The sequence below is a fragment of the Cyclobacterium jeungdonense genome (assembly GCF_010994275.1).
Lineage (GTDB): Bacteria > Bacteroidota > Bacteroidia > Cytophagales > Cyclobacteriaceae > Cyclobacterium > Cyclobacterium jeungdonense.
On record NZ_WMCD01000002.1, the window covers coordinates 64,161 to 76,520 of the forward strand.

A 12,360-nucleotide genomic window follows, 5' to 3' on the forward strand; every position below is an offset into this window, starting at 1 on the left:
AATAGAAAAAACCCTTTTTAAGCCTGAGCCTAAAAGGGTTTTTTAGTGTGAATGGTAAACTATAAGTTACCAACTAGATGTGATATATTAAAATTTCAATCCTGGGAAATAAGCCGAATCACCGAGTTGTTCTTCGATCCTAAGCAACTGGTTATACTTGGCCATCCTGTCGGAACGGGAGGCCGAACCGGTTTTGATCTGTCCTGTATTCAATGCTACCGCCAGATCCGCAATGGTTGAATCTTCAGTCTCTCCGGACCGGTGAGACATTACCGACTTGTATTTATTTCGATGACATAAATCCACCGCATTAATGGTTTCAGTAAGCGATCCAATCTGGTTTACTTTTACAAGCAAGGCATTGGCAATATTTTCATCAATTCCTTTTTGCAATCTTTCTACGTTGGTCACGAACAGATCGTCTCCTACAATCTGGATTTTATCTCCTACGGCCTCGGTCATCATTTTCCAACCCTTCCAATCGTCTTCCTGCATGCCATCTTCTATGGATTTGATAGGGTATTTATTTACCCATTCTGTCCAGTAGTTGGCCATTTGTTCGGAAGTCAGTTCATCACCGGTAGATTTTTTAAATACATACAATCCTTTTTCCTCGTCATAAAATTCAGAAGAAGCTGGATCCATGGCTATGAACACATCTTCACCCGGACGAAAACCGGCTTTTTCGATGGCCTGTAAGACCACTTCAATGGCCTCTACGTTGTTTTTAAGGTCCGGAGCAAAGCCACCTTCATCGCCCACATTGGTAGAAAGTCCTTTGCTCTTCAGGACGGCCTTCAATTCATGGAATATCTGAACTCCCATCCGAAGGGACTCAGAAAACGTAGGGGCTCCGGCCGGCATCACCATAAACTCCTGAAAATCGATGCCATTGTCTGCATGCGAACCACCATTCAGAATGTTCATCATGGGTACAGGCAGTGTATTGGCATTAACACCTCCAATATAGCGGTATAAAGGCTGGCCTGACTCCATAGCCGCTGCTTTGGCTACTGCCAGGGAAACCCCAAGAATGGCATTTGCTCCCAGTTTGGATTTATTTTTAGTGCCATCCAGGCTAAGCATGATCTGATCAATTTGATTTTGCTCAAAAACGTCAAAACCAATTAATTCGGGGGCGATTACATCGTTTACATTGGCAACGGCCTTGAGAACTCCTTTGCCCATGTATACACTTTTGTCCCCATCTCTCAACTCTACTGCTTCGTGAACACCGGTAGATGCTCCGCTGGGAACAGCAGCCCTACCAAAAGCACCATTATCGGTAAAAACATCTACTTCTACGGTCGGGTTGCCCCTGGAATCTAAAATTTGTCTTGCGTGAATGGATTGTATCAATGTCATAACAAAATAAGGTTAATGTTTTAATTCTGTATTAGGGAAATAAATTGTTCAAATAAATACCTGGAATCGTGTGGTCCGGGAGCACTTTCAGGATGGTACTGTACAGAAAATGCGCGTTTGTTTTTCAATTTGATGCCAGCTACCGTTCCGTCATTTAGATGAAGATGAGTGATTTCAAGTTGATTGTTTTGATCGATATCTTCGCGAGTTACCACAAAACCATGATTCTGAGAAGTGATTTCACTTTTTCCGGTCAGCAGGTTCTTGATGGGATGGTTTAGCCCCCGATGCCCATGATGCATTTTATACGTAGAAACATCACATGCCCTGGCTAAAATCTGATGCCCAAGGCAAATTCCAAAAAGGGGTTTATCCTGCTCCAGGATTTCCTTGGTGGTAATAACCGCATACTCCATTACTGCCGGGTCTCCGGGGCCGTTGGAAAGAAAGTAAGCATCCGGATTCCAGGCTTCCATTTCTGAAAAGGAAGTCTTTGCAGGAAACACCTTGCAGTACACTCCGCGATCGGCCAGGCACCGCAGGATATTCCTTTTTATACCGTAATCCACACAGGCTATTTTAATAGGCGCGTTTTCGTCTCCAAAAAAATAAGGTTGGGTGGTGGAAACAGTTGAGGACAATTCCAACCCGTTCATGTCAGGTACTTTGTCCAGTTCCTTTTTTAACTGATCCAGGTCGTCAAACTCAGAACTGATAATAGCATTCATAGCTCCTTTAGACCGAATGTGTCGCACCAGCTTTCGGGTATCCACATCCGCTATCCCGGTAATGCCATGCCGTTCCAGGTACTCCTGAAGGGAGCCCGAGGCATCTAGTCTGCTGTAAATTTCGGAAAAATCATTTACCACAATCCCGGAAATCAATGGCCGTTCCGACTGTTCATCCTCATCCACTACGCCATAATTCCCAATATGGGGGGTGGTATTGACAATGATTTGTCCGGTATAGGAAGGATCCGTATAAATTTCCTGATATCCGGTCATTCCGGTATTGAAGCAGATTTCCCCGCCGTTGGTGCCATGGCTACCGACCAGGCTCCCGGTGAAGGCCGTTCCATCTGCTAAAAGAAGGGTGGCTTTTTTTCTGTTCATAGTTATTTTTGATAGGCAAATTTAAGAAATTTCTAAGTAGTAGAAAGCATTCAAAGAAAAGGATATAAAAAAAGGGATTGAACCTAACGGCCAATCCCTGATTTTATCCTTACAAAACCGACATATCTTATTCAGACTTTTTATCGTCATCCTTTTTGTCCTCATCTTTTTTGGGTGCATCCTTTTTAGGAGCATCGACTTGTTCACCAGAAGCTTTCGGCTCTTCAGTAGAAGTCTCGGCAGTGGCTTCTGAAGAATCAGATTCTTCGCTTGCTGCCGCCTTTGGACTTTCCTTCTTTTCAGCCTTCTTTTTTTCCGTTTTGTCAGATGCCTGCACATCGTTGGTAGTATCTTCGGATTCACTGCTTTTTCCAGAACCTCTTCTGCTTCTCCTTCTTCCGGATTTTTTAGCAGGCTTATCTTCTTTCAATAGCAATTCATTGTAATCTACCAATTCGATGATACACATTTCGGCATTATCCCCCAGTCGATAGCCGGTTTTGATAATTCGTGTATACCCTCCCGGACGGTTTCCTACTTTCTCTACCACCTCTCCAAAAAGAAGTTTAATCGCTTCTTTGTTTTTCAGATAACCAAAAGCAACCCTACGGTTGTGAGTAGTATCCATTTTGGCTTTGGTGATCAGGGGTTCTACGTATTTCCTCAGCTCCTTGGCTTTGGCAAGTGTGGTACTGATCCGCTTGTGTTCCAAGAGAGACTGTGCCATATTCGAAAGCATGGCCTTCCTATGCGAGGCGGTTCTACCCAGATGGTTAAATTTCTTACCGTGTCTCATTATTAATTATTCTTCATCAAGTTTATACTTAGACAGGTCCATGCCAAACGTCAGACCTTTTTCCTGAATCAATTGCTCCAATTCAGCCAGGGATTTTTTACCAAAATTGCGGAACTTCATCATATCTGAAATTTCCAGCTTCGCCAAATCACCTAGAGATTTGACATCCGCTGCTTTCAGGCAATTAAATGCCCTGACAGAAAGATCCAAATCACTAAGAGAGGTCTTCAACAACTTCCGCATGTGCAGGTATTCTTCATCAATAGGTTCGATGGCTCCACTTCCAGGGGCATCAATGACCATAGTTTGGTCAGAAAACAACATAAAATGCTGGATCAGGATTTTAGCCGACTCCTGAAGTGCTTTTTCCGGGTGAATGGATCCATCCGTAGAAACCTCCATGATGAGTTGCTCATAATCCGTCTTTTGTTCCACTCGTGTGTTTTCAATCCGGTATTTTACATTTTTGATGGGGGTAAAAATCGCATCTACCGAAATGGTCCCATAAATCTGTTCTTTTGGCTTGGACTCTTCTGCAGGGAGGTATCCTCTGCCTTTATCGACACTCAGCTCAATTTCCAAACTCTTGGAATCATCCAGGTGACAAATGACCAATTCAGGATTCAGCACTTCAAAAGAAGTAGTGAATTTGGCAATATCACCTGCTGTGAAAACATCTTGATTTTTAACCTCTACCGTGATTTTATTATCAATGGCATCATGGATCTTTTTGAACCTGACCTGCTTAAGATTAAGTATGATGTCAGTAACGTCTTCTACCACTCCCTCAATGCTGGAAAACTCATGAACTACCCCTGGTAATTTGACAGCAGTAATGGCATATCCTTCCAGCGAAGACAAAAGAATCCTTCTTAGGGCATTGCCAATGGTTACCCCGTATCCTTTTTCAAGTGGTTTGAAGGTAAACAGACCATGAAAATCGTCTGCTTTTTCCATTACCACTTTCTCTGGCATTTGAAATGCTAATATGGACATATCTTTAATTCTTTTTTTGGAATGTTAATGATTACTTAGAGTACAATTCAACGATCAGCTGCTCCTTGATGTTCTCCGGAATATCTTCCCTCAGTGGAATACTGACAAACCTCCCGCTAAGGGATCCATTATCCCATTCCAGCCAGCTATACCGGGTGGTTCCTCTGCCTCTAAGGCTTTCTGTAATGGTCTCCAACGATTTTGATTTCTCCCTGACAGACACTACGTCTCCGGGTTTCAATAAAAATGAAGGAATGTTTACCAGACTACCGTTAACAAGGACATGCTTATGGGATACCAATTGACGGGCACCTCTTCTGGTGGGAGCTATGCCCAAACGATAAACGGTATTATCCAATCGGGCTTCCAAAAGTTGGAGTAGATTTTCACCGGTTACACCTTTTTTTCTGGAGGCAATGTTAAACATGCGTGCAAATTGCCTTTCTAATACACCGTATATGTATTTGGCTTTTTGCTTTTCCATCAACTGAATGGCAAATTCGGACTGCTTCTTTCTTCTTCCTCTTCCATGCATTCCGGGAGGATAATTCTTCTTTTGAAGCACTTTGCTTTGTCCTTCAATGGGCTCGCCAAATTTTCTGGCAATTTTTGCTTTTGGACCTCTATATCTAGCCATGCGTATTTTTCTTTAAATTAAACTCTTCTGCGTTTTGGAGGACGACAACCATTGTGTGGCAATGGAGTTACATCGGTAATGGTAGTCACATCCAACCCCACGTTTTGCAAGGTTCTAATGGCAGATTCCCTGCCTGCTCCCGGACCCTTTACGAATACCTCAATTTTTCTCAAACCGAGATCGTAGGCCACCTGTCCGCAGTTTTGAGCAGCCATTTGAGCCGCATAAGGCGTATTCTTCTTAGAACCTCTGAATCCCATTTTACCAGCAGATGCCCAGGAAATCACTTGTCCTGAATTGTTGGTAATGGAAATGATGATATTATTGAAAGAAGCTTTGATATGGGCCTGACCCACTGCTTCTACTTTAACAACCCGCTTTTTAGCTTTGGTTTTTTCGTTTCTTTTCTGAGCCATAATCTATGTCAGGATTTATTTAGTCGCTTTCTTCTTGTTGGCAACAGTTTTTCTCTTACCTTTTCTGGTCCTGGCGTTGTTCTTGGTCTTTTGACCACGGACGGGCAATCCCTTCCTGTGACGCAAGCCTCTGTAACAACCAATATCCATTAACCGCTTAATACTTAACTGTACTTCAGATTTTAGTACACCTTCTGTCTTGTACTCCTCGGAAATAATGTTCCTGATGGCAGTAGATTCGTCATCATCCCACTCCCCGGCTTTCTTATCTAAAGAAATGCCAGCTTTGATAAGGATGGCTCTTGCCGTACTTCTGCCGATACCAAAAATATAGGTAAGGCCTATTTCGCCACGTTTATTGTCGGGTATATCGACACCTGCAATTCTAGCCATAGTAATTAACCTTGTCTTTGTTTAAACTTTGGATTCTTCTTGTTGATCACATAAAGTTTCCCGTTTCTGCGGATTACTTTACAGTCAACGCTCCTTTTCTTAATAGATGCTTTAACTTTCATATCACTGATTATTTTCTTTATACGTTCTTGCCAACGGAAACGGAACCTATTCCTTACTTGTAACGGTAAACAATCCTCCCTTTAGAAAGATCATAAGGTGACATTTCCAATTTCACTTTGTCTCCAGGCAAAATCTTGATGTAGTTCATCCGCATTTTACCAGAAATATGTGCAATTAATTGATGTCCATTTTCCAGCTCCACCTTAAACATTGCATTGGATAATGCTTCAACGATGGTGCCGTCCTGTTCAATTGATGCCTGCTTAGCCATAGTTAACTTTTAAAATTCTCTTTTATGTACCTATGTGTGGTCAATATCTCTGTTTTATCTTCGAAAATAGCTACCGTATGCTCAAAATGAGCTGAAGGTTTCCGATCCGCAGTCCGGATAGTCCAGCCATCTCTTTCTTGAACCACATTGCGCGTACCCAAATTCACCATGGGCTCTATGGCGATTACCATACCCTCACGCAACTTAGGACCACTACCCCTCTTTCCCCAGTTCGGTACTTCAGGAGCTTCATGTAATTGCCGGCCTAATCCATGACCTACCAACTCTCTAACGACTGTATACCCTTTGGCTTCCACAAATTTCTGAATAGAATTGCCAATATCACCAATTCGCTTACCAAAAACAGCATTTTCTATTCCTTGATAGAGCGATTCTTCAGTAGCTTTTAAAAGCGCTTGAATTTTCGGGGAGACTTCACCAACAGGGTAAGTATAAGCGGAATCGCTATGAAAACCTTGGTGAAAGACTCCACAATCTATCGAGATTATATCGCCATCTTTCAATTGATACTGACTTGGAAAACCATGAACAACAACTTCATTCACGGAAATACACAGGGACGAAGGAAATCCGTTGTATCCTTTAAAAGAAGGAACTCCATCGTGATCCCGTATAAATTCCTCAGCAATTTTATCTAAAAAAGAGGTCTTTACCCCTTCCTTTACATGTTTGGCAACTTCACCGTGCGCTTTTCCGAGGATCTGCGCGCTTTCTTTGATTATTTCAATTTCTTCTTCCGACTTGTACTGTATCATCTTTAGGCTACAGCGAAACTGGAAGGGTCATTTTTCATGTTACCACTTTTCATCATCCCTTCGTAATGCCTCATCAATAAATAACTCTCTATCTGACGGAGTGTATCCAAAATAACTCCTACCATGATCAGCAAGGAAGTTCCCCCGTAAAACTGGGCAAACTCACCACTAACACCGGCGATAATCGCAAAGGCAGGCATGATCGCTACCAGGGCCAGTAAAATGGAACCGGGAAGGGTAATCCTGGAAATGATATTATCGATAAATTCTGAGGTAGGTGCACCAGGTTTAATACCGGGTACAAAACCACCGTTCCTTTTCATATCTTCAGCTATCTGCTCCGGATTAACGGTTATGGCCGTGTAGAAAAAGGTGAATAAAATGATCATGATGGCAAACACCAGGTTATACTGCCAGGAAGTGAAATCACTGAAAGTGGTCCCGATATAGGCAGCGATATCGCTGTTTTCAGCCCAAATCTGAGCAATCAACGCCGGCAGAAACATTAGAGACTGTGCAAATATAATCGGCATTACTCCGGAGGCATTTACCTTTATCGGAATGTACTGCCTTTGTCCACCGTACACTTTCCCTCCTACTACCTGCTTGGCGTATTGAACGGGAATTCTTCGAACAGCTTCTGTCAAGGCAACTACACCTACAACAACAAAGAACAAAATCACAGCTTCCAAAATTAGCAATAGAATACCTCCACCACCTTTGGATAAGCTTTCAGAAATGATCGCTCCTGGAAGTGCGGAAATAATACCAATCATAATCAACATAGAGATACCGTTACCAATTCCTTTTTCGGTAATTTTCTCACCGATCCACATACAGAACATGGTACCGGAAGTTAATAGTATCAAGCCAGAGACCATGAACAATGTCTTGTCGATGACAATGGCTTCATCAGGAATGGTAGCTGTAATGTAACCAATACCCTGCGCGAACGTGATCAAAATTGTCAGAATCCGGGTAATTTGATTTATCCTTTTCCTTCCCGATTCACCTTCTTTCTGTAATTTCTGAAAATAAGGTACACCAACAGTCAACAATTGTAGCACAATTGAGGCAGAGATATAGGGCATAATACCCAAGCCGAATATGGAAGCCCTACTGAAAGAACCACCCAAAAAGGTATCAATCAATCCGAAAATTCCTGTAGCCGCTTCCCCAAGAAGGCTCGGATCCACGCCAGGAAGGACTACAAAGGATCCAATCCTGAAAACAATAAGCAAGCCTACGGTGTTCAGGATTCTGATTCTCAGATCCTCTATCGAAAAGATGTTCTTTACTGTTGTAATAAACTTTTTCATGTATTAAATCTTATTTACAGATCCTCCAGCCTTTTCAATTGCTGCAATCGCAGAAGCAGAGAAACTGTGGGCACTTACGTTAATTTTGGAAGTAAGTTCGCCCCTTCCGAGGACTTTTACAAGATCTTTTTTGGAAACCAGTCCATTTTGGTGCAGCAAATCAAAATCAATGCTGTCTACATTTAGATTGGTGACCAACTCCTGAAGGGTATCCAGATTGATCGCCTGATATTCCACTCGATTATGACTGGTAAAACCGAATTTGGGAACCCTTCGTTGCAAAGGCATTTGTCCGCCTTCAAAACCAAGTTTGGATTTGTAACCGGACCTGGACTTAGCTCCTTTGTGCCCTCTTGTAGACGTACCGCCTCTACCGGATCCCTGGCCTCGGCCAATCCTTTTTCTGGATTTGATGGAACCCTCCGCTGGTTTTAATGTATGTAATTTCATTTTAAATTTATTTTCGAATGGTTTAACGAATGGAAAGCCGAAACTGCCATTGTTTAAACGTCCTGTACCTTAACTAAATGGCTTACTTTACTTATCATCCCCTGAAGCTGTGGGGTATTTTCCCTTTCCACAGTCTTGTTGATTTTTCCTAACCCAAGGGCTGTAATGGTAGCCTTTTGGTTTTTTGGTCGCTTGATGATACTTCTGATCTGGGTAATTTTGATCTTAGCCATGTGATTATCCATTAAATACTTTCGATAATTTTACTCTTCTCTGCTGAGACACAGCTATGGCATCTCTCAAGTGAACCAATGCGTCAATGGTAGCTTTAACCACGTTATGTGGATTAGAAGAACCTTTCGATTTGGCCAGGATATCGGTGTACCCTGCACTTTCCAGGACAGCACGCATGGCACCTCCAGCTAAGACCCCCGTACCAGGAGCTGCCGGTTTTACAAGCACCAAGCCGCCACCGTATTTCCCTAACTGCTCATGAGGAATAGTTCCTTTGAGCAAGGGAACCTTGATCAGGTTTTTCTTGGCATCCTCGATTCCTTTAGTAATCGCATCCGTTACCTCGTTTGCTTTACCTAAACCAAATCCAACGACACCTTTACCATCACCAACAACTACAATTGCTGAAAAAGAAAATCTACGACCTCCTTTAACTACTTTCGCAACGCGGTTAATGGCAACGACTTTCTCGCTTAACTCTGTATCTGTAGCCCGAATGGGTTTTTTACTAATTTGGGACATAATGATTAAAATTTAAGGCCTCCTTCTCTGGCTCCTTCGGCCAAAGCTTTTACATTTCCATGGTAAAGGTATCCGCTTCTGTCAAAAACAACTTCATTATGGCCATTACCTACGGCTTTTTCAGCTAGTTTCTTCCCTACTTCTTTCGAAACAGAAACGTTTACATTTTTGCTGGAACCCAGTTCTTTAGAGGAAGCTGCAGCAAGAGTTTGACCTTTCAGATCGTCAATCAATTGTGCATAAATCCCTGTATTACTTTTGAACACAGAAAGTCTGGGTCGGGCATCGGTACCGGAAATTTTCCTTCGAATACCTTTTTTTATTCTTAATCTTCTAATATTTTTCTTGAAAGCCATCTTTTAATTATTTTTTAGCAGCAGTTTTACCAGCTTTACGTCTAACATACTCGCCTACAAATCGTACACCTTTGCCTTTAAATGGCTCTACTCTACGTAAAGATTTGATTTTTGCAGCAACCTGACCAATCAACTCCTTATCGATACCTTCCAGTGAGATTAAAGGGTTTTTTCCTTTGGGGGTTTCTGTTTTGATAGCTATTTCCTGCGGGACCATTAAAAAGATATTGTGGGAATAGCCCAGGGAAAGTTCAAGAACCTGACCTTGGTTAGTGGCTTTATAACCCACACCTACCAGCTCTAATTCTTTCTTATATCCTTCATTTACACCGATGACCATATTGTTCACCAGCGAACGGAAAAGTCCGTGCAATGATTTGTGCCGTTTTGAATCCGTGGGTCTTTCCAGAACCACTTGATTGTCGGCTACTTTTACTGAAATATCAGGATTAACTTCCTGAACCAGTGTACCTTTGGGACCTTTAACAGTTACCTGATTGTGATCAGAAACGTCTACAGTCACACCCGCGGGTATATTTATCGGTTTTTTACCTATTCTAGACATATCTATGCATTAATAAACGTAACAAAGCACTTCTCCACCCACTCCCTCGACGCGGGCTTCTTTGTCAGTCATCACTCCTCTGGAGGTGGATAAAATGGCAATTCCCAAACCATTGATTACTCGTGGGAGGGAATCTTTATTTACATATTTTCTTAAACCTGGCTTACTAATTCGAGAAAGGTTTACAATCGCATTTTCTTTGGTCTGAGGATTGTACTTCAAAGCAATTTTAATAGTGCCTTGAGGACCCTCTTCCACAAATTTATAATTCTGGATGTAACCCTTATCAAAAAGAACTTTTGTAAGCTCTTTCTTCATATTAGAAGCAGGCATTTCTACTATCCGGTGAGAAGCCTTTATGGCATTTCTCAACCTGGTGAGATAATCAGCTATTGGATCAGTCATATTTGTATTAGTCTAACTGCAAAACCCGAACGGGCCTGCAAAGTTACACAATGAAATTTAGAATAAAAACTATTATATAATTTTTACCAGCTAGACTTAGTTACTCCCGGGATTTTACCTGCTGAAGCCATTTCTCTGAAAGTCACCCGATTAATACCGAATTTTCTCATGTACCCTTTAGGGCGGCCTGTAAGTTTACACCGGTTATGAAGTCGAACTGGAGAAGCATTTTTTGGAAGCTTGTCCAATGCTTCATAATCGCCGGCAGCTTTAAGTTCAGCACGCTTTTTGGCATATTTTGCCACCAAACGCTCTCTTTTTCTTTCGCGGGCTTTGATCGATTCTCTTGCCATGTTTATTCTTCTTTATTTTTATTAACGAAAGGCATACCGAGGGATTTCAATAAAGCATAAGCTTCTTCATCACTATTGGTACTGGTTACCAGCGTGATATCCATTCCGGAAATCCGATTTACCTTTTCTATACTAATTTCAGGAAAGATAATTTGCTCGGTTACCCCCAGCGTATAGTTACCACGACCGTCAAATCCTTTGTCAGAGATTCCTTTAAAATCCCGTACCCTCGGCAGCGCGATGCTCACTAAGCGATCCAGAAATTCAAACATCCGGTCACCTCTCAGGGTTACTTTAGCACCAATAGGCATCCCGTCCCTTAACTTAAAATTAGAGATGGAGACTTTTGCCTTTGTCGCTACTGCACGCTGACCAGTTATTAATGAAAGTTCTTCCACTCCTTGGTCAACTAGTTTTTTATCAGCCACAGCGGCGCCGATTCCTTTGTTCAAAACAATTTTGACCAATTTAGGAACCTGCATTACACTTGAAAACTGAAACTTATCTTTAAGATCCGAAGTGATTTCACTATCGAATTTTTCTTTTAATCTAGGTTTAGCCATTGATTACCTCCCCGGTTTTCTTAGAGTACCTTACTAATTTTCCGTCTTCATTTCTTTTTCTCCCTATTCGGGTAGCATCCCCAGATTTGGGATCCACTAATTGCAAATTGCTAATGTGGATAGGAGCTTCTTTCTTTTCAATACCGCCCTGAGGAGTATTCGCAGTTGGTTTGATATGTTTGGTAACCATATTCAATCCTTCCACTATAGCTCTTCTCTTGGTCTGATCGACAGAAAGGATTTTACCTTTTTTGCCCTTTTCATCTCCGGAGAGTACCAATACAGTATCCCCTGATTTGATGTGCAATTTGGGTTGTTTATTAAATTTTCTTTCCATGTTTACAATACTTCGGGGGCCAAAGATACAATTTTCATAAACTGCTTCTCCCTGAGTTCCCGGGCTACAGGGCCGAATATACGGGTCCCTCTGGGTTCGTCATTGTTATTGAGAAGTACGGCAGCATTATCTTCAAACCGGATATATGACCCGTCTTTTCTTCGGACTTCTTTACGTGTCCTTACAATTACCGCTCTGGATACGGTACCTTTTTTCATACTACTGGACGATAGGGCTGATTTTACAGTCACCACAACCTTGTCTCCAATAGAGGCGTACCTTCTTTTGGTTCCTCCCAATACGCGAATTACAAGTACCTCTTTGGCACCCGAATTATCCGCAACACTTAATCTGGATTCCTGTTGTATCAT

21 protein-coding genes are annotated in these 12,360 nt (G+C 42.0%); all 21 read right to left on the reverse strand.

The window, feature by feature from the left end; all coding sequences use genetic code 11:
* Nucleotides 1-87: 87 nt before the first annotated feature.
* The 21 genes from eno to rplN all read right to left on the reverse strand — a co-directional run bounded on the left by eno (nucleotide 88) and on the right by rplN (nucleotide 12,360).
* The gene (gene eno / locus GKS34_RS05335; RefSeq protein WP_163383801.1) at nucleotides 88-1,365 is read right to left on the reverse strand and encodes a phosphopyruvate hydratase; all 1,278 of its coding nucleotides are present in this window, start codon (nucleotides 1,363-1,365) and stop codon (nucleotides 88-90) included.
* Between the two features lie 20 nt (nucleotides 1,366-1,385).
* Nucleotides 1,386-2,477: a glutamine-hydrolyzing carbamoyl-phosphate synthase small subunit gene (gene carA / locus GKS34_RS05340; RefSeq protein ID WP_163383802.1), complete on the reverse strand. Its 1,092-nt coding sequence runs from the start codon at nucleotides 2,475-2,477 to the stop codon at nucleotides 1,386-1,388.
* Between the two features lie 127 nt (nucleotides 2,478-2,604).
* Nucleotides 2,605-3,273 (reverse strand): 50S ribosomal protein L17, encoded by a 669-nt coding sequence (gene rplQ / locus GKS34_RS05345; protein WP_163383803.1) that lies wholly within the window; start codon nucleotides 3,271-3,273, stop codon nucleotides 2,605-2,607.
* A 6-nt stretch (nucleotides 3,274-3,279) separates the two neighbouring features.
* The gene (locus tag GKS34_RS05350; protein WP_163383804.1) at nucleotides 3,280-4,269 is read right to left on the reverse strand and encodes a DNA-directed RNA polymerase subunit alpha; all 990 of its coding nucleotides are present in this window, start codon (nucleotides 4,267-4,269) and stop codon (nucleotides 3,280-3,282) included.
* Nucleotides 4,270-4,300: 31 nt separating this feature from the next.
* Complete coding sequence (gene rpsD, locus GKS34_RS05355; RefSeq protein WP_163383805.1) at nucleotides 4,301-4,906, reverse strand: 30S ribosomal protein S4; 606 nt, start codon at nucleotides 4,904-4,906, stop codon at nucleotides 4,301-4,303.
* Between the two features lie 17 nt (nucleotides 4,907-4,923).
* Nucleotides 4,924-5,322: a 30S ribosomal protein S11 gene (rpsK, locus tag GKS34_RS05360; protein ID WP_014020645.1), complete on the reverse strand. Its 399-nt coding sequence runs from the start codon at nucleotides 5,320-5,322 to the stop codon at nucleotides 4,924-4,926.
* 15 nt (nucleotides 5,323-5,337) lie between these two features.
* Entirely contained in the window at nucleotides 5,338-5,715 is a 378-nt protein-coding gene (gene rpsM / locus GKS34_RS05365; protein WP_163383806.1) for a 30S ribosomal protein S13, read from the reverse strand.
* Nucleotides 5,716-5,720: 5 nt separating this feature from the next.
* Nucleotides 5,721-5,837: a 50S ribosomal protein L36 gene (gene rpmJ, locus GKS34_RS05370; protein WP_014772314.1), complete on the reverse strand. Its 117-nt coding sequence runs from the start codon at nucleotides 5,835-5,837 to the stop codon at nucleotides 5,721-5,723.
* Between the two features lie 53 nt (nucleotides 5,838-5,890).
* Nucleotides 5,891-6,109, reverse strand: a complete 219-nt coding sequence (gene infA / locus GKS34_RS05375) for a translation initiation factor IF-1 (protein ID WP_073095415.1) — start codon at nucleotides 6,107-6,109, stop codon at nucleotides 5,891-5,893.
* Nucleotides 6,110-6,111: 2 nt separating this feature from the next.
* Nucleotides 6,112-6,885 (reverse strand): type I methionyl aminopeptidase, encoded by a 774-nt coding sequence (gene map, locus GKS34_RS05380; protein ID WP_163383807.1) that lies wholly within the window; start codon nucleotides 6,883-6,885, stop codon nucleotides 6,112-6,114.
* 2 nt (nucleotides 6,886-6,887) lie between these two features.
* Entirely contained in the window at nucleotides 6,888-8,204 is a 1,317-nt protein-coding gene (gene secY / locus GKS34_RS05385; RefSeq protein ID WP_163383808.1) for a preprotein translocase subunit SecY, read from the reverse strand.
* 3 nt (nucleotides 8,205-8,207) lie between these two features.
* Entirely contained in the window at nucleotides 8,208-8,654 is a 447-nt protein-coding gene (gene rplO / locus GKS34_RS05390; RefSeq protein WP_162341808.1) for a 50S ribosomal protein L15, read from the reverse strand.
* Nucleotides 8,655-8,707: 53 nt separating this feature from the next.
* The gene (gene rpmD, locus GKS34_RS05395) at nucleotides 8,708-8,887 is read right to left on the reverse strand and encodes a 50S ribosomal protein L30 (protein WP_205602030.1); all 180 of its coding nucleotides are present in this window, start codon (nucleotides 8,885-8,887) and stop codon (nucleotides 8,708-8,710) included.
* 4 nt (nucleotides 8,888-8,891) lie between these two features.
* A complete protein-coding gene (rpsE, locus tag GKS34_RS05400; protein WP_163383810.1) occupies nucleotides 8,892-9,410 on the reverse strand; it encodes a 30S ribosomal protein S5 in 519 nt (172 codons plus the stop codon).
* Between the two features lie 5 nt (nucleotides 9,411-9,415).
* On the reverse strand, nucleotides 9,416-9,766 hold the full coding sequence (rplR, locus tag GKS34_RS05405) for a 50S ribosomal protein L18 (protein ID WP_163383811.1): 351 nt from the start codon (nucleotides 9,764-9,766) through the stop codon (nucleotides 9,416-9,418).
* A 7-nt stretch (nucleotides 9,767-9,773) separates the two neighbouring features.
* Complete coding sequence (gene rplF, locus GKS34_RS05410; RefSeq protein ID WP_163383812.1) at nucleotides 9,774-10,331, reverse strand: 50S ribosomal protein L6; 558 nt, start codon at nucleotides 10,329-10,331, stop codon at nucleotides 9,774-9,776.
* A gap of 9 nt (nucleotides 10,332-10,340) precedes the next feature.
* A complete protein-coding gene (gene rpsH / locus GKS34_RS05415) occupies nucleotides 10,341-10,736 on the reverse strand; it encodes a 30S ribosomal protein S8 (RefSeq protein WP_162417666.1) in 396 nt (131 codons plus the stop codon).
* A gap of 83 nt (nucleotides 10,737-10,819) precedes the next feature.
* Complete coding sequence (gene rpsN / locus GKS34_RS05420; protein WP_026956459.1) at nucleotides 10,820-11,089, reverse strand: 30S ribosomal protein S14; 270 nt, start codon at nucleotides 11,087-11,089, stop codon at nucleotides 10,820-10,822.
* A gap of 2 nt (nucleotides 11,090-11,091) precedes the next feature.
* Nucleotides 11,092-11,652, reverse strand: coding sequence for a 50S ribosomal protein L5 (gene rplE, locus GKS34_RS05425; protein ID WP_162341796.1), 561 nt, complete (start codon nucleotides 11,650-11,652; stop codon nucleotides 11,092-11,094).
* Nucleotides 11,645-11,989: a 50S ribosomal protein L24 gene (rplX, locus tag GKS34_RS05430; RefSeq protein ID WP_162341794.1), complete on the reverse strand. Its 345-nt coding sequence runs from the start codon at nucleotides 11,987-11,989 to the stop codon at nucleotides 11,645-11,647. Before rplX ends, rplE begins: the two co-directional genes overlap by 8 nt.
* A gap of 2 nt (nucleotides 11,990-11,991) precedes the next feature.
* Complete coding sequence (gene rplN / locus GKS34_RS05435) at nucleotides 11,992-12,360, reverse strand: 50S ribosomal protein L14 (protein ID WP_163383813.1); 369 nt, start codon at nucleotides 12,358-12,360, stop codon at nucleotides 11,992-11,994.

Excerpts from the sequence above, each read along its gene's own strand:
- eno (WP_163383801.1), bottom strand. The coding sequence starts at position 1,365 with ATGACATTGATACAATCCATTCACGCAAGACAAATTTTAGATTCCAGG.
- carA (WP_163383802.1), bottom strand. The coding sequence starts at position 2,477 with ATGAACAGAAAAAAAGCCACCCTTCTTTTAGCAGATGGAACGGCCTTC.
- rplQ (WP_163383803.1), bottom strand. The coding sequence starts at position 3,273 with ATGAGACACGGTAAGAAATTTAACCATCTGGGTAGAACCGCCTCGCAT.
- GKS34_RS05350 (WP_163383804.1), bottom strand. The coding sequence starts at position 4,269 with ATGTCCATATTAGCATTTCAAATGCCAGAGAAAGTGGTAATGGAAAAA.
- rpsD (WP_163383805.1), bottom strand. The coding sequence starts at position 4,906 with ATGGCTAGATATAGAGGTCCAAAAGCAAAAATTGCCAGAAAATTTGGC.
- rpsK (WP_014020645.1), bottom strand. The coding sequence starts at position 5,322 with ATGGCTCAGAAAAGAAACGAAAAAACCAAAGCTAAAAAGCGGGTTGTT.
- rpsM (WP_163383806.1), bottom strand. The coding sequence starts at position 5,715 with ATGGCTAGAATTGCAGGTGTCGATATACCCGACAATAAACGTGGCGAA.
- rpmJ (WP_014772314.1), bottom strand. The coding sequence starts at position 5,837 with ATGAAAGTTAAAGCATCTATTAAGAAAAGGAGCGTTGACTGTAAAGTA.
- infA (WP_073095415.1), bottom strand. The coding sequence starts at position 6,109 with ATGGCTAAGCAGGCATCAATTGAACAGGACGGCACCATCGTTGAAGCA.
- map (WP_163383807.1), bottom strand. The coding sequence starts at position 6,885 with ATGATACAGTACAAGTCGGAAGAAGAAATTGAAATAATCAAAGAAAGC.
- secY (WP_163383808.1), bottom strand. The coding sequence starts at position 8,204 with ATGAAAAAGTTTATTACAACAGTAAAGAACATCTTTTCGATAGAGGAT.
- rplO (WP_162341808.1), bottom strand. The coding sequence starts at position 8,654 with ATGAAATTACATACATTAAAACCAGCGGAGGGTTCCATCAAATCCAGA.
- rpmD (WP_205602030.1), bottom strand. The coding sequence starts at position 8,887 with ATGGCTAAGATCAAAATTACCCAGATCAGAAGTATCATCAAGCGACCA.
- rpsE (WP_163383810.1), bottom strand. The coding sequence starts at position 9,410 with ATGTCCCAAATTAGTAAAAAACCCATTCGGGCTACAGATACAGAGTTA.
- rplR (WP_163383811.1), bottom strand. The coding sequence starts at position 9,766 with ATGGCTTTCAAGAAAAATATTAGAAGATTAAGAATAAAAAAAGGTATT.
- rplF (WP_163383812.1), bottom strand. The coding sequence starts at position 10,331 with ATGTCTAGAATAGGTAAAAAACCGATAAATATACCCGCGGGTGTGACT.
- rpsH (WP_162417666.1), bottom strand. The coding sequence starts at position 10,736 with ATGACTGATCCAATAGCTGATTATCTCACCAGGTTGAGAAATGCCATA.
- rpsN (WP_026956459.1), bottom strand. The coding sequence starts at position 11,089 with ATGGCAAGAGAATCGATCAAAGCCCGCGAAAGAAAAAGAGAGCGTTTG.
- rplE (WP_162341796.1), bottom strand. The coding sequence starts at position 11,652 with ATGGCTAAACCTAGATTAAAAGAAAAATTCGATAGTGAAATCACTTCG.
- rplX (WP_162341794.1), bottom strand. The coding sequence starts at position 11,989 with ATGGAAAGAAAATTTAATAAACAACCCAAATTGCACATCAAATCAGGG.
- rplN (WP_163383813.1), bottom strand. The coding sequence starts at position 12,360 with ATGATACAACAGGAATCCAGATTAAGTGTTGCGGATAATTCGGGTGCC.